The organism is Rhodococcus sp. 21391, from assembly GCF_016772255.1.
Taxonomy (GTDB): domain Bacteria; phylum Actinomycetota; class Actinomycetes; order Mycobacteriales; family Mycobacteriaceae; genus Rhodococcus_F; species Rhodococcus_F opacus.
In genome coordinates this window covers 189954-211305 of record NZ_CP063782.1, presented here as the reverse complement: position 1 = coordinate 211305, position 21352 = coordinate 189954, and the positions used below count along the sequence as shown (strand labels likewise).

Annotated in this window: 16 protein-coding genes and 1 pseudogene; 12 read left to right on the top strand and 5 right to left on the bottom strand. The window is 62.8% G+C overall.

Annotated elements, in window-relative coordinates:
• Nucleotides 1–254: 254 nt before the first annotated feature.
• Nucleotides 255–620, top strand: a complete 366-nt coding sequence (locus GO592_RS35660) for a hypothetical protein (protein WP_007299571.1) — start codon at nucleotides 255–257, stop codon at nucleotides 618–620.
• A gap of 880 nt (nucleotides 621–1500) precedes the next feature.
• Nucleotides 1501–1770, top strand: a complete 270-nt coding sequence (locus GO592_RS35655; protein WP_007299572.1) for a hypothetical protein — start codon at nucleotides 1501–1503, stop codon at nucleotides 1768–1770.
• 102 nt (nucleotides 1771–1872) lie between these two features.
• Here the strand turns inward: GO592_RS35655 and GO592_RS35650 are convergent, their stop codons facing one another.
• On the bottom strand, nucleotides 1873–2142 hold the full coding sequence (locus tag GO592_RS35650; RefSeq protein ID WP_237720554.1) for a hypothetical protein: 270 nt from the start codon (nucleotides 2140–2142) through the stop codon (nucleotides 1873–1875).
• Nucleotides 2143–2390: 248 nt separating this feature from the next.
• Between GO592_RS35650 and GO592_RS35645 the strand changes: the two genes are divergently transcribed.
• The 4 genes and pseudogenes from GO592_RS35645 to GO592_RS35630 all read left to right on the top strand — a co-directional run bounded on the left by GO592_RS35645 (nucleotide 2391) and on the right by GO592_RS35630 (nucleotide 5964).
• Nucleotides 2391–2732, top strand: a complete 342-nt coding sequence (locus GO592_RS35645; RefSeq protein WP_237720555.1) for a hypothetical protein — start codon at nucleotides 2391–2393, stop codon at nucleotides 2730–2732.
• A gap of 164 nt (nucleotides 2733–2896) precedes the next feature.
• Nucleotides 2897–4020: pseudogene (locus GO592_RS35640) on the top strand (site-specific integrase).
• Between the two features lie 6 nt (nucleotides 4021–4026).
• On the top strand, nucleotides 4027–5052 hold the full coding sequence (locus tag GO592_RS35635; protein ID WP_007299576.1) for a hypothetical protein: 1026 nt from the start codon (nucleotides 4027–4029) through the stop codon (nucleotides 5050–5052).
• A 231-nt stretch (nucleotides 5053–5283) separates the two neighbouring features.
• Nucleotides 5284–5964 carry a GntR family transcriptional regulator gene (locus GO592_RS35630; RefSeq protein ID WP_050998677.1) on the top strand — a complete coding sequence of 227 codons (681 nt, stop codon included), beginning with the start codon at nucleotides 5284–5286 and terminating at the stop codon, nucleotides 5962–5964.
• 446 nt (nucleotides 5965–6410) lie between these two features.
• On the opposite strand, the gene GO592_RS35625 is transcribed toward GO592_RS35630, so the two are convergent.
• The 4 genes from GO592_RS35625 to GO592_RS35610 all read right to left on the bottom strand — a co-directional run bounded on the left by GO592_RS35625 (nucleotide 6411) and on the right by GO592_RS35610 (nucleotide 12832).
• On the bottom strand, nucleotides 6411–6962 hold the full coding sequence (locus GO592_RS35625; protein WP_007299578.1) for a flavin reductase: 552 nt from the start codon (nucleotides 6960–6962) through the stop codon (nucleotides 6411–6413).
• Between the two features lie 744 nt (nucleotides 6963–7706).
• The gene (locus GO592_RS35620; RefSeq protein ID WP_007299579.1) at nucleotides 7707–10676 is read right to left on the bottom strand and encodes an FAD-binding and (Fe-S)-binding domain-containing protein; all 2970 of its coding nucleotides are present in this window, start codon (nucleotides 10674–10676) and stop codon (nucleotides 7707–7709) included.
• Between the two features lie 87 nt (nucleotides 10677–10763).
• Nucleotides 10764–11945 (bottom strand): acyl-CoA dehydrogenase family protein, encoded by a 1182-nt coding sequence (locus GO592_RS35615; protein WP_007299580.1) that lies wholly within the window; start codon nucleotides 11943–11945, stop codon nucleotides 10764–10766.
• Nucleotides 11946–12031: 86 nt separating this feature from the next.
• Complete coding sequence (locus tag GO592_RS35610) at nucleotides 12032–12832, bottom strand: enoyl-CoA hydratase/isomerase family protein (RefSeq protein ID WP_007299581.1); 801 nt, start codon at nucleotides 12830–12832, stop codon at nucleotides 12032–12034.
• Between the two features lie 495 nt (nucleotides 12833–13327).
• Between GO592_RS35610 and GO592_RS35605 the strand changes: the two genes are divergently transcribed.
• The 6 genes from GO592_RS35605 to GO592_RS35580 all read left to right on the top strand — a co-directional run bounded on the left by GO592_RS35605 (nucleotide 13328) and on the right by GO592_RS35580 (nucleotide 21315).
• Nucleotides 13328–14134, top strand: a complete 807-nt coding sequence (locus tag GO592_RS35605; RefSeq protein WP_007299582.1) for an SDR family oxidoreductase — start codon at nucleotides 13328–13330, stop codon at nucleotides 14132–14134.
• 22 nt (nucleotides 14135–14156) lie between these two features.
• Nucleotides 14157–15110, top strand: a complete 954-nt coding sequence (locus tag GO592_RS35600) for an LLM class flavin-dependent oxidoreductase (protein WP_157234309.1) — start codon at nucleotides 14157–14159, stop codon at nucleotides 15108–15110.
• An 81-nt stretch (nucleotides 15111–15191) separates the two neighbouring features.
• A complete protein-coding gene (locus GO592_RS35595; RefSeq protein WP_007299584.1) occupies nucleotides 15192–16037 on the top strand; it encodes an SDR family NAD(P)-dependent oxidoreductase in 846 nt (281 codons plus the stop codon).
• Nucleotides 16038–16474: 437 nt separating this feature from the next.
• Nucleotides 16475–17773 carry a bifunctional 3,4-dihydroxy-2-butanone-4-phosphate synthase/GTP cyclohydrolase II gene (locus tag GO592_RS35590; RefSeq protein ID WP_007299585.1) on the top strand — a complete coding sequence of 433 codons (1299 nt, stop codon included), beginning with the start codon at nucleotides 16475–16477 and terminating at the stop codon, nucleotides 17771–17773.
• An 813-nt stretch (nucleotides 17774–18586) separates the two neighbouring features.
• Complete coding sequence (locus GO592_RS35585) at nucleotides 18587–20542, top strand: acyclic terpene utilization AtuA family protein (RefSeq protein ID WP_237737275.1); 1956 nt, start codon at nucleotides 18587–18589, stop codon at nucleotides 20540–20542.
• Entirely contained in the window at nucleotides 20539–21315 is a 777-nt protein-coding gene (locus GO592_RS35580) for an SDR family NAD(P)-dependent oxidoreductase (protein ID WP_007299587.1), read from the top strand. Before GO592_RS35585 ends, GO592_RS35580 begins: the two co-directional genes overlap by 4 nt.
• Nucleotides 21316–21352: the final 37 nt, after the last annotated feature.

Genomic DNA, 21352 nt, shown 5'->3' with positions numbered 1-21352 from the left:
CTTCCCACTCCGGTCCCTCACCGACGCGAAAAGGCGCTCACCGGCAGGGCAATCTTCGGCGGCGAGAAACCCTCCCCGAACTGGCCATTGAGGGGGGTTCGGAGAGGGTTTAGCGTAGAAGGTGCGAGCGGTATCCCGTCGGGTCGAACTTCTGGCATTCCGGGCTACGACTCGCCGCGGGGGGTCAGCCGAGTGGTCGCGACTTCCCGCAAAACACGTTGCGGTACATATCGAGTACCGGCATACTCGCGTGCATGACCAGCTCCGATGGAAGTGACCTCGCAACCCGACGCCGCGACGCCCAGCGAGTCGTCAAACACCTGCAGTTCCTCGCCGAAAACTACGTCGACCAGGCACTGGTCAAGGAAGCGCTGCTTCGAGGGCTCACCCAATCGGACACAGCGAAACTGCTTGGCATGAGCAAGAAGACGGTCAATACCCACGCCCGCGTGCCGTTCATGCGATACGCGGCAGCGATCGACTCCCGAATCGATGACCTTCGTCGCACGGACCGAGAATTCTTCGCGTACGTGTGGGGTTCCGACGAGGCAGCGAACGCAGCTGTCGCGCGGTGCAAGCAGTACGACCGCGAGCGGCTACTGGTGGAATCTGATGGCTAGCACCGCCACACCCACGCTCGGGGACACGTTTTCGGCGGTTCCCGTGACACGGGTCCGCGACCACCCGGCACACCACCGCAGGTAGCGCTTGCCGTTGCCCATCGCTGGTCCATCTCTGCCCGCGACGCGCACTTCCGTCAACGCGAGCCGGCACCAACCGGCCCCATCCGAGAAACGGTCCTCTCATGTCGACAGCCAGAGCACCAGCTGAGAGTTAACCGTCAACGGTGAGGCGGATCATCCCTCCCGTCCTCGGATCACGTGGGATCGCGATGGTCGGCTGCGCCGACCGGTTCGGCGACAGAAGTCATTTCCCATGAAGGGTTTTCGTACCGGCTGGTCTGCGTGATGGTGCCCGGGCCTGGGCACTCTCGGGTATGGGATCGAACGCAGACAGCCCCACGAGTTCGTCGGCTGCAGCTTTCGGCGGTCGTCTGTTGCAGTTGGTCGGTGACCGTGACGCTGCTCGGTTCTCGCGCGAAGTGTCCCGGGTGTGCGCGGAGCTGCACCGTGCAGGTCACGTCACGGGATGCCTTATCGTGGTGGCAGACGTCCCGTACTTGCCGCGGACGCGATGGCAATGCCTCGGGTCAACTGGCAGAGGGCAGCGGAACCTGCAACGGTAGCCTCATCTGCCGCCCTCACCGCTTTCCTCGTGTCACTCATGGTTGGTGCGGGGTTGGTGCTGTAGAAAAACATTTCCGCAGCATCTTCGGAAAAACGCCTGATCAGCACACTTTTCGCTCTGCAGAACGCTGTCGATGAGGCGCGGTCTGCCGATTTGCGCAGGTGGAGGGCAGAAGCGGCTGTCCGGGGCTGCGCTGGACGACGTCCGACAGGCCGCGGTAACAGCACAGTTGGCGATCGCGAAGTTGATCTTGTGCGGACACTAATTCTGATCGGAACGGCCCTCGGGCTCGGCGCGGGCCTGGTCTGTACCGGCCTGTTCGCCTGGTGGTTGTCGTACCCGGTGCACTTTTACGTGGGGAGCTACGAGCCGCTCGGCGCCGGGGGCAGTACTGGGCATATGGAATCGGTGGACCCGATCCCGTTCCTTGCTGGCGGACTGGTCCTCAGCGCGGTCCTCGGGGCGGTCGTGGGTCTCGTCGCCGCGCGCCGCGGATACCGGCTGTCGCGGCATCGCGTCTGACCCGCTCGGCCAGGTCTGCTGTTCGTGAGGCGCCACGCTGCCGCCGACTCGTGACGGGCGGTTGAATCCCGTCATCTCTCAGTTCCGTTGTCGGGACGGTGACTAGAGCGCCTCACGTGCTTTCGGGGTGTCGTCCGGGGACCTCGTGCTCTCCTGTTGGCCGGGCAGTGTGGGATGACGCCGCGTCGCGCGCGCGTTCTCGTGCTCGACGATCGCGTTCTGCCAGTCCTCGTCGGACGGTACGCCGCCGTCGGCGGCATGCGGTGCCGGTACTCCGAGCCGCGCCCAGGAGTCCCCATCCACAAGGGCGGCGGCCACTGCATGGGTGAGGAACTCCTCGGCCAGCTCGGCAGCAGGGACCGACGCTGGCACGCCCCGACGGTCGTGTTCTGTCGGGTCCGGTGGGCTGTGCGCGCGGTCCGTCATCCGGGTGATGGTATCGGGACGTTCGCACCGGATCGGCTGGAGTACGCCCGCTCCCGCGGTCGTCCCGCGCGTGCGTGTGAACCTCCCGCCGAGAACCCGCGCGTGTGACGAGGTGGGATCTGACCAGGTCGTATAGCGGCGTGTGTGGCCGCGTGCTGCGGCGATCGCGGCCTCGGTGGATTTATGATCGGGTGGTGGCGCGTACAGCAGGCTTCGTCAAGCAGGTGGTCTCCTCGACGCTCTACCGCCCGGACGGGACGGTCGAAACGACGCGAGACGCGGCGGTGTGGACACTCGCTCACCGCGGCTACAGCGGCTCGGGACGACTGGATGTGTGGGCCTACCGAACGAAGGACACCGCGCTGCGGGCCGGTGCGAGGCTGGCGATGGACTGCGGCATGGACGAGGATGCCCGGTGTCGGGAGCTGTTCGACGCCGGTCGGTGGGCGGCGGTGATGGAACGCTATGAGGAACTCAGCCGAGACGGGCATCTACTGCGTGTGCAGGCCGCGTTCCTGCAACTCGACGATGAATGAACCGAGTTCTCACTGAGATGTCTTGAGGCCGAGTGCATGCACCGTCCGGTGCGAATTTCCTCGTCACACCCTGATTTTCGCTCAGTCGGTGTCGGCGTCCGCCGGTAGTGTCGGCGCTTGTGACGATCGAGCAGACCTACGGCACCCGCACCGCCGCAAACGATATCGCACCCGCAGAGGGGTGGGGATCAGCGCCGGACTTGTCAGAGGAGGCGGCCGCCCGGATCGCCGGCGCGGTCGCCGGATCCCGAGCGGAAGGGACCCGGCGCACGTACGCGTCGGCGTGGCGGCGGTTCGAGGCCTGGTGCACCGTCCAGGGGCATACGGCGTTGCCGGCGCACCCGGTGACCGTCGCCGCCTATCTGGTCGACGCCGCGGCCATCTACACCGAGTCGGGGGAGCGGGCCTACGCCCCGGTCACGCTGGCCCGGTGGGTCGCGGCGATCGGTCACCATCACCGCACCACCGGGCATTCCACCCCACACACGCACGACCTGGTGCGCTCGACGCTGTCCGGGATCCGCCGCGAGTACGCCGCGAACGGGGACCGACCGCGCACCCCGCGGGCACCGCTGCTGGTCGACGACATTCTCACCATCGTCGGATCCGCCCGGCAGGCTGTTACCGGCTGGGCCACGGAGGTGCACGAGCGCCGCGACTGCGCCCTGCTGCTGCTCGGGTTCGCCGGGGCGTTCCGGCGCAGTGAGCTGGTCGAGCTGGTGTGCGGCGACGTCACCGTGCACCGGTTGGACGGGATCCATGTGCGGTTGCGGCGGTCGAAGACCGACCAGGAAGGCGCCGGGGCGGTGCGGGCGGTCCCGTTCACCACCAGCCATCTGAGTTGTCCGCCGTGCGCCTATGTTCGGTGGGCGCAGGTCGTCGCCGCCTACGATCTGGTCGGTCGGCCCGGAGTGATTCGGTTGCTCCGCACCGCAACAGCGTTCGAGAACCATGTGTGCCGATCAGCGCTGCCGAGGATGCGGGCCCGAGCACCGTTGTTCCGGGCGATCCGTAAGAACGGCAACCTCTCCGACACCGCACTGTCTGGGGCTCGGTGCATGCGGCGATCCGCCGCCGCGCCGCCCTCGCCGGCTACGACGACAACGTTGTTGCCCAGCTCGGTGGGCACTCGTTGCGGGCCGGGTTCGTCACTCAGGCGTTCCGCAACGGCGCCGACGCGCACGCGATCATGCGCCAGACCGGACACGCCAGCCCCGCCGTGGTCGAGCTGTACGCGCGTGAACACGCCCCGCTCCTCGGCAACGCCGTCACCGACATCGGTTTGTAGCGGGCGATGAGCACCGACACGGAGACTGCCGCAGCGGGGCCGGGTAACAGCTCACCGCGGTTGCCGCACCGCTACATTCACGACTGGGCCCTGTTCACCGACTGGTGCCAGGCCTGCGATCACCGTGCGTTGCCCGCGCATCCCACCGTTGTGGCGGAGTTCCACGCCGACCATCCGGCCGCTGCCGGCACCCAGCGCCGCCGGGTGACCGCGATCAACGCCGTCCACACCACCCACGGGCTGCCGGCACCGGGCCTGGCGGAAACGGTCCGGCAACTACTCAACGACGCCCGGGCCGAACGGGTGGAGCGGATCAGGGCTGTTGCGTGGCAGCGGATCCCGCAGATCCCGGCCGCGGGGTGGCCGGGTGGGTTGTTCGGCAGGCGCGACGCCCTGATCCTGACCCTGATGGCCGGCGGCCTCGGGTACGAGGACATCGCCCGGCTGCGCCGCGCCGACCTCACCGCCGAGGACGAGGCGCTGATCGTGCGGGTGGAGGATCGGTGGACCCGCATCCAGGACGGGGGCGGTCCGGTGTCCGCGGCGACGGTGTCCCAGCGGTGGGGGGAGGTCCTCGGGTTTCTCGACCGCTACCCCAGCACCCAGCTGCTCGCCCAACGCCTCGACCGCGCCGGCGCGGATCTATCCGTGTTTGCCAACGCCCTGCGTAGGGACGACCGGCCGCTGTTCACGCCAATCGATCGTTGGGGCCACACCCCCTTCGCCCCGACCACGTTGTCGGCCCAATCGGTCGCAGCCCTGGCCCGAGCTCATCTGACCGGACAAGCACCGGTGCACCGACGACTGCCGCTACGCCTTGACACGGTGGAGAGGGCGTCGGATACATCGATCGAGATCGTCAATGTCGAACTCGACACCGGGTACTACGACCGCGGCATCGTCGCCCGCCGAGATGCCCACTCGCAGCTCGAGGACGTGACCGATATCCTCGACGCCATCGAGGACGAAACCGACAGAATTCTCGCCGACCTGCTGGCGATTCTCGACGGCGCAGGGACTCGGGCCGAATGATGGTCCGACTTCGATGCGGTATGACCCGTATCACCTGCGTCTGGCAGTGCAGTGCCAGACACCGTAGCTACCTCACCATCACGGCGACATACACCGCAAGCTCAACGCCGATCACCAATTTGAGTAGCGCCGGATCCGACGCGAGCGCTTCCCGGCTCTATGCCCGCGAGAGCGGCGATCCATTTTCGGCTACACTAACGGAGCCAGAATCATCTCCAGGGGGTTGAGATCGTGCCATCAGCCAAAATCGCGCGAGAGGTCGACGAGAGCGGCGACTCGGTGCGTCACCGAGGGGGAGCGGTAACCACTGCGAGCGACGCAATCAGGGAGTTGATCCTCACCCGCGAGCTACTCCCTGGCCAGCAGCTCGTCCAGGACGACCTCGTGGATCGGATCGGCATGAGCCGTGGACCGGTGCGAGAGGCCCTCCGCGCGCTCAGTCAGGACGGGCTGATCACGCACAGCCCCAACCGGGGTTACGTCGTGACACGCTTCAACCTCGATGAGATGACGCAGATGTACACGCTCCGCGACCTTATTGAGTCTCAGGTGCTGAGCACCCTCCCCAAGCCGACGGCGAAGCAGCTGCGCTCCGTCCGGGCCATCAACGAGAAGATAAAGAATCCGAACGTGTCGGTCGCCGAGGCAATGCGTCTCAACCGGGAGTTCCACTTTCAGATCTTCAATGCATCGAACCAGCAGCTCCTTGTACGTGAGCTTAACCGGTGGTGGGACATGTCGATGTCATACATGGTGATGGGCATTGGCATCTGGGCTGAGCGTGCGGAGATGATGGGCAAGGCTCACGATGATCAAGTCGAGGCCTGGGCTGAACACGACAACGAACGCCTCGTCGAGCTGTGCCGCGAGCACCGCTGGGTGTCACTGAAGCGACTTTCCAACTTGGTCTGATCTCGCTGAACAAATTAGCAAAGCTCGCCACTCCACGCTTGAGCCGACTCCGCAAAGCGACTGCGCAAGTCCGCGGGACTCGAGTCCTCTCGGGCCTAACGTTCGTCGAGCGGCAGTTCACGCCAACTGAGTGCGGGACAGCGGTCGTCGAGCAGCGTCAGCGAGGTCGGTGTAGTCCTTCTCGTAGCAGCGTCCACGGGCGAGGATGCGTATCCCAGCGGTACTAGCCGGTGATACGTCAAGTACCGTCTCGCCCTGTGCTGACCTGCGGAGCCACCGGCGCGCCATCAACGAGCCGTGTCGGCCGCCGGTTGGAGACTTGGCGGGTTAATCCTGCCGCGGAGACCCCTTCCCCGGTTAACACGTCATGCCCAGGTCGCAGCTCCTCGAGACACAGTCAATTGCGCTACCGCGCTCGTCGTGGCAAGTGGATTGCCCGGGGGTGGCTACTCTCGGGAGGTATCTCGCTTATGCACAGCTGAACTACTTCCGATTCTGTGCCATGTGCGGTCTTGGTAGACCAGTCGGGTACTGCAGTGGTCACGGCCTTCGTCACGACCTGTCCCGCGAAACACCGCATCGGCTTCCACGATGACCAATGTGCTACTCGCGCTGCGTACGCGCATCACCACCTGGCCGCGGATGATGTGCGACGCGTTGTGAAAGTAGGGTTCTCCAGTTGGCATTCGGCGCCAAAGCGAGGTATCCGCGAACCGATCTATGCCACTGGTTGCACACATTTGAGCGAGTGGTAGATCATCGAGGTCCAGAAGATGGACCACCAGGGAGTCTACTTCGCGCAGTGTCGGTGAGCTCGAGGATGAATCAGACAGCGAGAGAACAAGCCTGGGCGGTTCGACGCTGATAGAAGCCACTGAGGTTGCCGTCAGCGCCACGGGGCCGCCACCCGAGTCCCCGGTTATGATCGACACGCCTCCTGGGTGTGCCCTGAATGCCGACGCGAAGCGCTGCGTGGTCGGAGTTGTTGTTGCATTCATGCTGCCGCTTTCTATCTACTCGATGAGGTAATGTACTTCGGAACTTGCTCTTGCCCTTTGAAACTCTGCCTTGTTGATCGTGAATCATGACCGTCGCGCACGGACTCATTTACATGTCAGACGCGGGTGGCATCACGCTGGCTGCTAGTGCAGCGTGGGTTCGCAATCTCGACTTTGTCGAAGGTCCTACGGAACTGGCGAGGAACCGCTCCGCCGAGGGTGAGCGTATGCGTTGGCTAAACCGCATATTTCTTCGCGGATACACTTCGACTCGGGGACAACTTGCCATAATCGCTCGATAAACCGCTGCGTTGTCATTCCGAAGTGCACAAGGATTTCCTCGTCGGGAGCGCCACCGTATGGCGCCCACATGTTTGCGAACTCGATGATGCGAGCTGCCTCGACGTCCGGATGCTTCCGTTTGAGGTTGTCATCGATCCCAGCAGCACGACGCCGTTGACGCCACTGGCGATACTCGAGAGAGTTCATGGGATTCACGTCTAATCGGGAAGGAGGAAGACCTCGGATTGTGGTTGACCTCGCCGGGTGAGGGAGATTCGGGAGTGTCAGATGTTCTCGCCGTGACCATCAACTGCTTATCTGACGGCATACGAGCTCAGTTCTCGGGCGAGGAAACTCGCGCGCAGTCGCCGATTGCGGGGAACTCTTCGGGTTGTCTTCGGCGGCCCGATGCTAAGGCTCGAAGAGCAGTGAACCATGGTCTAATTGTGATGGTCCCCATGGCTAACTACCCGGACGTGTAGCGCGCTCGAGCTCGAGAAGTGCAGAGCGATACGCTGCCCCGGTCGCATGCTGCATCCCGATTTCGCACATACGATTTGCCGAGAGATAGGCGTCGTAATGATGTGCGGCGATCTCCGCTGCCATGGCAGTAGTGGCGGATTCGGTGAGTTCCCGATGAAGGAGTCCGCGATCGCCCGCGAAGCCGCAGCATTGGGTCGACGCAGGAGTGGTGACCGACAGGGCAAACGATTCCGCGACTTGTTGCAGGCTCTCCACGACACCCAGGTGACGCATGGAGCACGTCGGATGGATGACGACTGTGGATTGTGTAGTTTGTACCGTGAGCCTCGGAAGAAGGACTTCCGCCGCCCAAGACACGGAATCGACAATTGTCAAATCGGAATGTTTCCGCCGGTTGTCTTCACTCAAGTATGGTGCGATCTCTCGCACCAGTCCGAGGGTGCATGAGGTCGCATCCACGATGAGCGGCAATCTGCCGCCATCCGTCCATCGATGCGCACGTTCGATAACGCGGTTCGCCATGAGATCTCTTCCGGCGCTGAATCCTTTGGATCCCCATATGGTCGCGCAGCAGGCCCCGCGAACGTCTGACGGGATCACGACCGGAAGGTGAGCTCGTTCAGCGAGTGCCACAATCGCCGTCGGAAGTGATGTCTCACCCTGCTGTGGTCCATCGAAAATCCGATTGACGCAGGAAGGGAAGTAGACGCCCGCCGGTCTCGCAGTTCCGGAGGTGTCAGGAAGCGGTCGAGCTGCGCCGGGAAGTTCCGGTAGCCACTCGGGTATCAGCTCTGGGTTGGAGATCCTGCGCAATAGTCGGGTTGCGGTGCCCATGGGTCGGTCGCCTACCGCTGTCGCCAGGCGAAGCACCGTTCGAGCGCCGCGTTCGGCTGCACCAAACCGGTTGGCCGCAGTCAGCGCAATACGTTCCGAGAAACTGGTGTGTCTGGCGGCGCGGAATTGCTTCATCAATGCGCCCGTGTCGATGCCGACCGGGCATGCGAGTTTGCATGCTCCGTCGCCTGCGCAGGTGTCCACAGCTTGGTACCCGTAGGTATCCAGAAGATTTGCAGCCACAGGGCTCGCAGCAGGCTGCCGCAGAATCTCCCGCCTGAGTACGATCCGCTGCCGTGGTGACGTCGTGAGATCTCGGCTGGGACATACCGGCTCGCAGAACCCGCATTCGATGCAGTCGTCACCAATCTCGCCCCCAACGGGAATTGTCTTGAGGCCGCGTAGGTGTGCACGCGGGTCACGGTCGAGGACGACTCTGGGCGCGAGTATTCCGTGCGGGTCGATGGTCTTCTTCAGTCGCCACATGATGTCGGTGGCTCGCTGGCCCCACTCGAGTTCGACAAATGGTGCGATATTGCGTCCGGTGGCGTGTTCGGCCTTCAACGAGCCATGGAAGGTGCCCACCACCATCGAGCAGAACTCCTCCATAAATGCGGCATACCGTTCGACATCCAGGGCGTCTGCGGCATCGAACGCGAGGAGGAAATGTAGATTCCCGTGTGCGGCGTGGCCGGCCACGGCGGCATCGAATCCATGCTTGGACTGCAGTTCCAGGAGGGCCTCACATGCCTGTGCGAGGCTGGAGGGCGGGACCGCAAAGTCTTCCGTGATGAGAGTTGTACCCGGTGGACGTGCCTTACCGACCGCGGAGACAAAGGCCTCTCGCGCCTTCCACAGTGTATGGACTTCCCTAGCGTCTCTGGTGAAGGAGTTCGTCGCCGACGAAACTGGTGTGATTACCTCCAGCGTTTCGAGCAGCGTCATCGCGGCCTGCTCTCGTCCATCGACATCGTTCGCTTCTGACTCTCGGAACTCGACAAGCAACGCAGTGGTCGACCGTGGCAGCTCACCCCAGTCCGACGGCACTCCCTCGACCGCAGCACATGCGCGCAGAGTGTTCCCGTCCATCAGCTCGACTGCGATAGCGCCAATTTCGTTGAACGCTGGAACCGCTGCGGCGGCTGAGTACAGATCGGCGAAGAAGACGAGAGCCGCCGAGCGGTGACGTTGCAGCGCCACCGTATCGAATACCGTTTCTGCGATGAAGCCGAGTGTGCCCTGCGAGCCAACGGCAAGACCGCGAAGAATCTGCACGGGCGTCATGCCGTCAAGGAAGGCGTCGAGCCGGTACCCATTGGTGTTCTTGATGGCGTACTTCGACCTGATGAGTGCGACCAGGTCGGCGTCAGACTCGATTTCGGACTTGAGCGAGATCAGCCGGGAACAGAGTTCGGGATCGGATCCGAGCAGGGCTGAATCTGCGTCCGGATCAGCTGTGTCGACCACCGTCCCCGAGGGGAGCACCAGCGTGACCGACTCGAGAAGAGAGTAGGAATTGCGGGTAGTGCCGGCGGTCATGCCCGAAGCGTTGTTGGCGACGACCCCGCCCACCGTGCAGGCCACGGCGCTCGCGGGGTCCGGCCCCATAGAACGCTTGTGCCTGGCCAGGGCCACGTTCGCGCCCGCGATTGTCGTCCCGGGTTGGATCCGGACTCGACGGTTGTCGGGCAGCATGTCGATTCCGACGAAGTGGCGCCTGACGTCAACGAGTATGTCTTCCGCCTGCGCCTGACCATTCAGTGATGTCCCAGCCGCTCGAAAGACCAGGTGCCGACCGTGCTCGTGCGCAAAGCGGAACAACGCGGCGATGTCCTCTGTCGTCTTCGGGATGACTACGGCCTGTGGCACGAAACGATATGGGCTTGCGTCGGAGGCGTATCGCACCAAGTCGGAGACATTGGTGAGTACCTTGTCTGAGCCGAGTAGCTCGATGAGGGCACGTTTCAGCGGCTCCGGCGTTCCGTCGGCGATCTCGCGATCGGCACAGTCTGGTGAGGGGTTCGTACCGGACGGTGCCAACGCGGTTCCGACAGGTAGCGTGCGGCCCGGCTTGAAGCGATCTTCGAGACGCTGTTTGATATGTTTCACGCTCATACTCCCGACTACTAAATGTCACGACAGCCGAACTCTCGCCATGCCCGCGCGGTTCCACATGCGATCGCGTCGCGAGAGAGCAGGTTCTCAGTAGCTGCGTGGCAGACCGAGCTCTCTCTCGGCGATATAGTTCAAGATCATCTGGTTGTTGATCGGTGCGATCCGTTGCAATCGGGACTCGATCCAGTGCCGTCCGATGTGATATTCGCGGGCGAAGGAGTACCCGCCGAACACCTGCATGGCGTCGTCGGATGCAGCGAATGCGGCTTCGGTGGCGAGGTACTTCGCGGCATTCGCGAGACCGCCGATCGACCCCGGGCCATTCAGTTCGTACTCTTCTGCGGCGCGCTTGAGCACCTCCGATGCGGCTAACAGATTCAGATGCCCACGGGCGAGAGGGTGTTGCACGGCTTGGTTCTTGCCGATCGGGCGACCGAAGACGACGCGCTCGTTGGCGTATCGGGTCGCGTTCTCGACCGCCCACCTGCCCATTCCGAGCGCAACAGCGCTCAGGATCAGCCGTTCCCCGTTCAGACTGTGCAGTAGGTGATAAAAGCCCTTACCCACTTCCCCAACGACTTCCTCCGGGCGAACGAAGTGGTCGGAAATGAAGAGCTCTGCGGATGCCACTGCGTTGCGCCCGATCTTCGGGATCTTTTTGATGGCGATCGTTGGAACCTGCAGATCGGTAAGGAACAGGGTGAGGCCGTCACCCTTGCGGCCGTCCGGCTCGGTCTTCGAGGTGCGGACCAGTAGCATTACCTTGTTGCCGACGAGCGCGCCTGAGTTCCACACCTTCGTCCCATTGATCAGCCAACCGCCGTCCGTCGGGGTCGCGGTGGTCGTGATCTGGGTGGTGTCGGTGCCGGCGTCCGGCTCAGTGACGCCGAACGTGACGAACAGCTCGCCGGATGCGATCTTCGGCAGAAACTCACGTTTCTGCTCCTCGGTGCCGAAAGCCAGCAACGAAGGGACGCAGAGAAGTGGGATCTGGATGCTGCTGGAGGCATTGTTGCCTCCGCCGCTCGCAGTTACCTCCTCCATTACGGCGAGTAGATCACCGATCTTTCCGCCGCCTCCGCCGTATTCTTCGGGGATAATGATTCCCTTGAAGCCCGCGTCGGCGAAAGCCTGTGCGAACTCGTCGGGAAAAGTACCTGTGCGATCGTGCTCTTCCCAGTAGTCGAGTGAGAACTGGCTGCACAGCTTGCGTACAGCGTCGCGCAGCTCCAACCGGTCTTTCTGGTAGAAGTAGGGCTTGGTGGCCATGAGTACCTCGTTTTGTTTCGGAATCGTTGATGGCTTGACGCGAATGTTGGTGGGGTCGCCTCGGCGAGGTGCTGACCTGGAGAAGGCTATGTTCCGGTCCAGACCGGGTCGCGCTTCTCGGCAAAGGCGCGTGGCCCTTCTTGTGCGTCGTTGCTGGTGTAGACACTCTCGTACGCCAGGTTGGCGCTCTGCTCGGCCTGCGTGACGCCGATCTCGGTGCACAGCCCGATCAGGGTTTTAGCCGCTCGGACACTCAGCGGCGCGGCGGCCGCTATGCGCTGGGCGAGGTCAATGGCGACAGGCAAGAGGTCCTCAACGCTCACCACCGAGTTGATCAGGCCGACTTCGTAAGCGCGATGCGCATCGATGGGCTCTCCAGTGAGCAGCAGCTGCGCCATGATCCGCTGAGGCACGATGTTGATCAACGGAGCCGCCCACGGAGCGCCCCGACCCCGCAGAACCTCGGTGATACCGAATCGCGCGGTGTCGGCAGCCACGGCGAGATCGCAGTTCTGCACCAGCCGGAAGCCGCCGGCAAGGGCTACACCATTGACTGCGGCCACGACCGGTTTCGAAACCGATCCGTTGCTGCTGATCATGATGTCGGAGTCCTTGGGAGGAACTCGCATTGCAGAATCTGACATCTCTTTGAGGTCGCCACCTGCAGAGAACGCCGCGCCGGTTCCAGTTAGTACCGCGCAGCGCAGGTCGGGGTCTGCTTCGAACTCATCGAAGGCGTCCCGCAAACCCTGGCGCATGACACGACCCAGCGCATTGCGGCGCTCGGGACGGTTCATGGTGATGACCAGTACATGACCGTGCCGTTCCGAGAGAACGATCCGCTTCTTCAGGTCCTGTTCCTCGTCGGTGAGGTTGATGCTCAGCAACGTTGCTCCATTCTCCGACCCGTTCGGCGTGGTCGGTTGGAAATGAGATTCGGTGGGTGCAGCCGAAGCATGGCGAGAACATTGTATCCAATAAAGGCGCCAATGCAAGGGTACCTGCCGTGAGAGGCGTCTGCGCCGCAGGTGGGGGAGAGGGGTGTGGCGGCGGGCCAGGGAAGGCGCTATTGACACGTCTGTAGCCGAGATGGTCGACTAGCGGTGGGGTTCGATCTGAAACGTGCTCGGCTGCAGGCGATTTGTCGGTGCAGCTCTGTGACACGCAGGCCCGCGGTGACCGCTCGGGAATGCCCACATCGATTTGTGCCGATGGACGGTTGCGGGTGTGTACCTCATCAAGGGAGTTCCGCCGCGACCGCTGCGTTGCGCTGGAGGGCTCCGAGCGAGGCAAGGCCTTTGGAATCACGGTGTGAACGGGGCGCGCATGCGCCGCCGGCGGGCGGAAAAACTACATCGAAGGAGAGTGCAATTATGGGGCGAATGGACGGCAAAGTTGCCGTAATTTCGGGGGCCGCGCGCGGGCAGGGCAGGGCGCATGCGATCAAGTTGGCCGCTGAAGGCGCCGATATCGTCGCCTTCGATATCTGTGAAGAATTCGGGTACACGCGGGCGCCGGCCGCTACGTTCAAAGAGCTCACCACCACAGGTGATGAAGTCCGTGCACTCGGTCGACGTTGTATCACAGAGCGGTGTGATGCTCGCGACCTTGCAGCGTTGACTGGGCTTGCCGAGACTGTCGCCGCTGAGTTCGGCCGAGTTGACGCCCTGGTCGTCAATCACGGGATCTGGACGGTGGATCGTAACAGTTGGGATCTCCCCGAAGCGTCCTGGCAGGAGAGCATCGACGTGCTGTTGACGGGTGCCTGGAAGGTGTCAAAAGCGTTCGTGCCGTACATGATCCGCTCCGGTAACGGTGGGTCAATCGTGTTCACCTCCTCGGTGAATGCCGTGGTGCCTCAGCCGTCCGCTGTGGCCTATTGCGCCGCCAAAGGTGGCCTCCAAATGTTGATGAAGGTGCTGGCCCACGAACTCGGTCCTTATGACATCAGGGTCAACACGGTGAACCCCGGACGCGTCGACACGGCAATCTTGGAGGGGGGCAATATCGAGGCATCGATGGAGTATCACCCATATGTGTTCGGGGAGGGGCCGCGCACGCTCTTGGGTGGCGATCCCCGACGGTCACCGGAGGTGATCGCTGACGCTGTCGCCTGGATGGTCTCAGATGAGGCCAAGTACGTTACCGGCGCCCTGATTCCGGTCGACTCCGGACGGATGATCTGGTGACCGTCGCTGCCGCGATCCACCGGTGGGTCGGCCGTTGACTCTTGTGCGGTTGGGTGTATTGCTGCCTGTTCGCGAGTGCTCGGAGACGTCGAACATAGCTGAAGTGCTCCGTGTGGGTGTCGAGATGGAGCGGTTGGGTGCCGATTCCGTGTGGGTCGGTGACTCTCTCTTCGCCCGACCTCGCTTCGACCCGTTGACGGTCCTCGCCGCGCTTGCCGTTCGCACGACGCGCGTTGCGGTGGGTACCGCGGTCCTGGTGGCCCCGATGTGGAATCCGCTGTTGCTCGCGCGGGCTGCCGCCACCGTCGACACGTTGGCTGAGGGGCGCCTCGTCCTCGGTCTGGGACCAGGGCCGAGTTATGGCCCGGCACGTAAAGAATTTGCCGCGTTGGGTATCTCGTCATCTGATCGTATCGACAGGCTGGAGGAGATCATCACGGTATGCCGAGCTCTGTGGTCGAGCGACGGGCCCGTGGACGTGAACGGCAGCCGATGGCAGTTCCGCAATGTCGACCTGTTTCCGAAGCCGGTGAGGCCAGGAGGCCCGCCGATCTGGCTAGGTGTTCGCGGTCCCCGAGGTATGAAACTGGCTGCACGTCTCGGCGACGGGTGGTTGCCAATCGTTCGGTCGCCGCAGGAGTACGGCATCAGGCGAGATGAACTGGCCGGTACTCGTGCGGGTCGAAATGCGGCTGTCTATCTGACCGTTGCAGTCCATGACGACGAGATACGGGCAGAAGGGCAGCTGCGGCAATGGTCCGAGCACTACTACCGCGCACCATGGTCTGTAGTCAACGAACTCGAAGACAGCTGTGCCGGAACGGCTGCAAAGGTGGCTGACCGTATTGCTGCCTATGCCCGGCAGGGCGCGGGTGAGGTCATCTTGAGGTTCGCAGGCGGAGATATTGGTGCTCAGTTCGGTGCGATCGTCGACGCCACGCACGTCGCGAGTGAGCCCTCCGATCCGGATATGTGACGGGTGGGCGGTGACAGAAGACGTCATTTGGTGACTATATTGGCGCCAATGATGTATCGTCAGGGACTGGAAAGGTGACATATGAGCGGAGTGGACGGATTGGTGGCGATTGTCACCGGCGCCGGTGGTGGAATCGGATCGCGTACGGCAGAAATGCTGGCAACGCGAGGGGCGACTGTCGTTGTCGCGGACCTCGCACAAGACGCTGGCGAACGAACGGTTGAGGCAATCCGTGCCGCGGGTGGTCGCGCGCACTTCAAGTATCTGGACGTGCGCGAACCGGAGTCCTTCAACTCGGTTGTTGCCGACGCTCTCGAGTGCTACGGCCGGATCGATATTCTGCACAACAATGCTGCGGCAACCCACCTCTACGCTGGTGACACGGCCGCGGCCGACATAGATCCGGTCCAATGGGATCGCATCTTCGAGATCAACTTGCGGGGTGTGCTGCTCGGCTGCAAATACGTCGTCCCGAAAATGATCGAACAGGGTGGCGGGTCGATCATCAACATGTCCTCGACCCGTGCCGGCGGAGGAGCCAACGAACTCGCGGCTTACGGCGCTTCCAAAGCCGGAGTCGAGGCGTTGACTCGGTACGTGGCCACTGCCTATGGTCGCCATGGTGTGCGATGCAACGCTGTGAGGCCAGGGCTCATCCAGACGGCACAATCCGCTGCGTTGCTGAACCACGGTGATGGAACCGATGACGGCTATAGTCGGGTGCTTCGTCACGTGTTGCTTCCGTATGCGGGAAGTCCGGCCGACATCGCCGAGCTCGTGTGCTTCCTCGGGTCCCCTGCATCCCGGTACATCACCGCGCAGACCATCGCTGTCGACGGCGGGTTACTTGCACATCAGCCGTTTCACGCTGACGAACTTTCAGTGAGAGGCAAAACGGACGAGAGTTGGGCGCAACGGAGTGGATGACCGACGATGTGCGCCAGTTGCTAGGTGATCGCAATGTACTTCGCGGAGAACGATCCCCGGCTTCGGTATCAGCACCAGTATTAGCCCTGAAGGGGTGCGTCGACGCGAAAGGGAGAACTTCACAGGCTGGCCCGCGAAAGCCCCCATCAATCCGAAGAGTCCGATTTTCCTCGCCTGCGGCACATCAACGACGGCGCCGTTGTCGAAGGCGAAAGGCGATTCAACTCGGAGTTGACTAGTCAGACCAGCGTTGTTGTCCAGTTCGGTACGCCAACTGGGGCGGGTTCGCCGAGATCAGCTGGCACCTTCGTTGATGTGATCCCGGATGCGGATCGTGGCGATTCCGCGAATCGAGTACCAAGCCGAAGTAGTTCAGTGTCACATCGACGCCCGTGATCTCGACACGGGTGAGGAATGTACTGCGAAGGAGGCCAGTTATGGATGGCGGAACCGAAGTCGGGGATGCAGGCGCGCGGTTGACGCCTGCCGAGGCAGTGCAACGTGCAGTTGGTGCCCTGGCTGCAGGGCGGTTGATTGTCGTCGTGGACGATGCCGACCGCGAGGACGAGGGTGATCTCGTTGCGGCCGCGGACTCGATAACGGCAGATCAGATGGCCTTCATTGTGGCGAATACGACCGGAATCGTATGCACGCCCATGCCCGAAGACCGGGCAGATCGGTTATGGCTTCCACCTATGGTTGCTGACAACCAGGACGCGCACGGCACGGCCTTCACCGTCACGGTGGATCATATCGAATCCGGGACGGGGGTTTCCGCCCAAGCGCGCGCTCGCACGGTCCGAGCACTGGCCGACCCTGATTGCCTGCCAGGGGCGCTGCGTCGCCCTGGCCATGTGTTCCCCTTACGCGCACGTGAAGGCGGCGTGCTGATTCGGGCAGGTCACACCGAGGCGGCCGTCGATCTGTTGAGATTGGCCGGCCGGACTCCGGTTGGTGTAATCAGCGAGCTCGTGGATGAAAGCGGAGAAATGCTGCGGGGTGTCGCTTTGACAGCTTTCGCGAAAGAGCACAGCCTGCCAGTAGTCGCGATTGCCGATCTGGTCCGCTACCGCCAAGCTGCCGAGAACATAGTTATCCCGGTTGCGAGTGCGCAAATGCCAACAACTTTCGGAGACTTCAGGGCTGTTGCGTACCGTTCGCGGCTCGATGGATCGACCGAGCACCTAGCGCTTGTATACGGAGACGTCGGTAAGGTAAGTCGCACTCCGGAGGGCGTCTTGGTGCGCGTGCACAGCGAGTGCCTGACAGGCGACGTCCTGGGGTCATTGCGATGTGACTGCGGGACGCAGTTGCAGCAGGCACTTCGAACGATCGTCGACGAAGGGTGTGGAGTGCTGGTGTACCTGCGCGGACATGAGGGCCGTGGCATCGGACTCGCCAACAAGATCCATGCCTATGCGCTGCAGGAACAAGGCCTTGACACTGCCGACGCAAACAGTGCGCAAGGTCTTCCTGTCGACTCACGAAGCTATGGGGTCGGGGCACAGATCCTTAGCGACCTGGGCGTGCGACGCCTTCGTCTGATCACGAACAACCCCGCAAAGTTCGGTGGATTGGCGGGCTACGGACTCGAAATAGTCGGCAGAGTTGCGCTTCCCAGCGCCATCACCCCACACAACTTGCGGTATCTGCGGACCAAACGTGATCGAATGGGTCACCAGCTGGGCGCACTTCTCGATTTCGACGCTGACTCCCGCCGGACCGTCGCGGAATAATCGAGTCCCTCTGGAAGGAGTCTCCAGATCGTGAACCTGCTGGGAGTCAATTTTCGTCCGGGCCTGTGAGTTGTGCGAACTGTACAACGTGCCCGTCCTGATTACGGCATAGCTCAAACAGGTTCTCGGTGAATAGGATGGGCCCGCACCGTTCTGTGCGTCACACGTCCCCATCCTTCGGCGCGTACCACCCCACCGCAGGTGGGCCGTTCGCGAGCAACCCGTACCTTTGGCATTCCGTCGTCGTTGAGGGATTGCCGTAGCCGGCCGACTGACGCGAATGCGAAGCCGAGCCGCGGGGCGCACTGCCGCGGTCGGATCGATCGGATCGACCATTGCTTGCCGTCGCCAGGTCGCCGTCGGCTGAGTCGGTTCACCGGCGGCTCCGGACTGCCCCTTGAGGGTGAGGGACCAGTCGAATCGCTGTGGCGGAGGAAGTGCGGAGGTACTGCGCCGGACGTACAGCGCGCTGGGCGCTGGAGGCCCCCTTGACGGGGCGGCGTAGTCCACCCTGCGCTCGTCCCCGCCCATCGTTGGCGGTCGCAGCACCGTTGCCATTATTGCTGACGGCGATATGGGGCAAATCGAAGAGCTTCTCGCATCGCTCGGTATTCGCGAACTCGGCGCCGGGAACGACCGGCGCAGGTGGTAGTTCGGCCGACTCGTCCATGGCGGCGCACGGACGCTACCAGCGTTTGGGGCTGGTTGCGACCACCAGCTCGGCGAGCATGACGCCGCCCTGCAACGCCGTGCACACTGATCGCGATCTGGCGGTTGCGAAGTGGGACCGTGGTCATTGAGGACCCGAGATCGGTGCTGAAGTCGGTCTTCGGGTCAATTCGTGGGAGGACACCCGGCGATTTCCGGTGGTCGTCGCACGGCGTCTTTCGTAATCATTTTCGGTGGTTGACGGTGGGGTGTCTCACATGCAACAGTTCCAATATGGGAGCCAAAAATGTATCCAATTCCGTCTTGCGTGTCGGACAGTTCGTCGCCTACCACGGCGATCGCGCTGATGGCATGCGCGAACTCCTCGATGCCGGGGTCGATATCCTGACCGGCGACTACCTAGCCGAACTCACCATGCTCGTACTGAGGAAGAACCAACTCCGCGGCGGACCAGGATATGCAGCGGCCTTCGTCGAGCAACTCGAGCAGTTCTTACCGCAGATCGCCAAGGATGGGGTCAAGGTAGTTACCAACGCCGGCGGCCTCGACCCGGCGGCCTGTGCGGCCGCAGTTCGTGACGCATGCGCGCGTCGCGGTGTCGAACTGTCGGTGGCGTGGATCGAAGGTGACGATCTTCGCGAAGATCTCTCGACAATTCTCGGGCCCGAGGGCACACTCCGAAATTTTGACACCGGTGACGACTTGTCCCTCGAAGACACCGAGATACTTACAGCCAATGCGTATCTCGGAGCGTGGCCAATCGTGTCCGCACTCGAGGCGGGCGCGGACATCGTGATATGCCCGCGAGTGGCCGACGCGTCCCTGGTTGTGGGCCCATCGGCCTGGCATTTCGGGTGGCGCCCCGACGATTTCGACATGCTGGCCGGTGGGGTTGTCGCTGGTCATCTCATCGAATGCTGCGCCCAGGTCACTGGGGGGCAGTTCGCCCTCTTTCATGAGTTTCCTGACCTCGGCCTGCCCGGTCTTCCCATCGCGGAGATCCGCGCGGATGCCAGCGCTGTGATCACCAAACCAGTTGGGTCCGGGGGAACTGTGAACACCGACACGGTGACTGCGCAGCTGCTCTATGAGATCGGTGGCACGGAGTATCTGAACCCAGATGTCACCGTGGATCTGACCTCGGTTCGGGTCCAGCAGGATGGAGTCGACCGCGTCCTCGTCTCTGGTACGCGTGGAAGGGCGCCGAACGACACGACCAAATTGTCCCTGACCTTCGAGGGTGGGTACCGGAACACTCTCACCGTTGGGCTCACCGGGATGCACGTAGCGGAGAAGCTCGCCTGGTTGCGTCGCGAAGTGGAATCTGCGGTCGGCAAGCCGGAGACATTTGAGGCATTCCGTTGGACAGTCGTGGGACCAGCTGCCGAGGTGGACGGTGACCAGGAGCAGGTGTCAGCGTGGGTTGTGATCACCGCTCGCGACAAGAATCGAGCAAAGGTCAGTCGCGCAGGCTTCGCCGACAGGATTGTCCAACTCGGCATCTCGAACATCCCGGGGTTCTATATGACCACGCCGCCTCAGCGGGAGCGACTTTTCGGGGTGCAGTGGCCATGCTTGATCGGGAAGAAGCATGTCGATACGCGGGTGCGAATCGGCGACGAACGGCAGATCGACGTTTCGTGGCAGGTGTGGCCCGTCGATGAACCTGCCTCGGCGCCTGCCGCATCCATTGCGTCAGCGTCATCCGTCAACGACGGTGAGACCGCAACAGTGCGGGTGCCGTTGGGTGAGGTCGTCGGCACGCGTTCCGGGGACAAGGGCGGTACTGCGAATCTCGGAGTGTGGGCCCGGAGCGCGGACGCATACTCATGGCTATCGGAACACCTGACAGTTGATCGGCTTCGTGAACTCATTCCCGAATCCGCTGAACTCAAGGTTGAGCGTTTCGAGTTCCCCAACGTCAACGGCCTCAACTTCGTCCTGTTCGGATACTTGGAGAAGGGTGTGTCCTCGTGCACCCGGATCGATCCGCAGGCGAAAGGCCTCGGTGAATACCTTGCAAGCCGACGGGTCGACGTTCCGGTGGCACTCGTTCCGAATCTTTCCGGGGCATCGTCCGTAATGGAGGTCATGCGATGATCGATTTCGGTCTTGCCGGCTCAGTGATAGTCGTGACCGGGGCCGCGTCTGGTATCGGTCGGGCGATCGCTCAAGCTGCTGCTGTTCAGGGCGCGGCAGTTGCGGTCCTGGACCGCAATCTTGATGCTGCCCGAGCGGCCGCACAGCAGCTCTCGCCTACCTCCTGCGCTTACGTGCTCGACGTTCGTGATCCGGACGCCACTGACGAGGTATTCGACTCGGTCGAGGCCCAAATGGGTCCGATCACTGGGGTCGTCGCGTGCGCAGGGTTGTCTCAGCCGGCGCCCGCTGAAGAAATGGCGCCAGCGAACTGGGCTAACGTCCTGGATGTCAATCTCACCGGCACCTTCCTGACCCTGCAGGCGGCCGGCCGCAGAATGTTGCCGCGCGGGAAGGGTGCGATGGTGGCGGTTGGCTCAGTGGATTCATTGGGCGGACACCACGGACGAGCACACTACGTGTCCACGAAGTTCGGAGTGACGGGCATCGTCAAGACTCTCGCGATCGAGTGGGGTGGGCGTGGTGTCCGAGTGAATGGGATCGCGCCCGGCCCGGTGGACACTCCGCTGTTGCGCCGCAATATCTCCGAAGACGTCATTCGCGACACAATGCTCAGCCGGATACCCCTGGCGAGGTTGTCCACCGGGAGCGATCAGGCGAATGCCGCCCTATTTCTCCTGTCTGAAGCTGCTGCATATGTCACCGGCACCATGTTGCCGGTGGACGGCGGCCTCACGGCCGGATACTTCACACACTCCACCCCCGTTCAGTGACCTAGACCCCGCATGAGTCGTTCTGTGATCTAGGCGT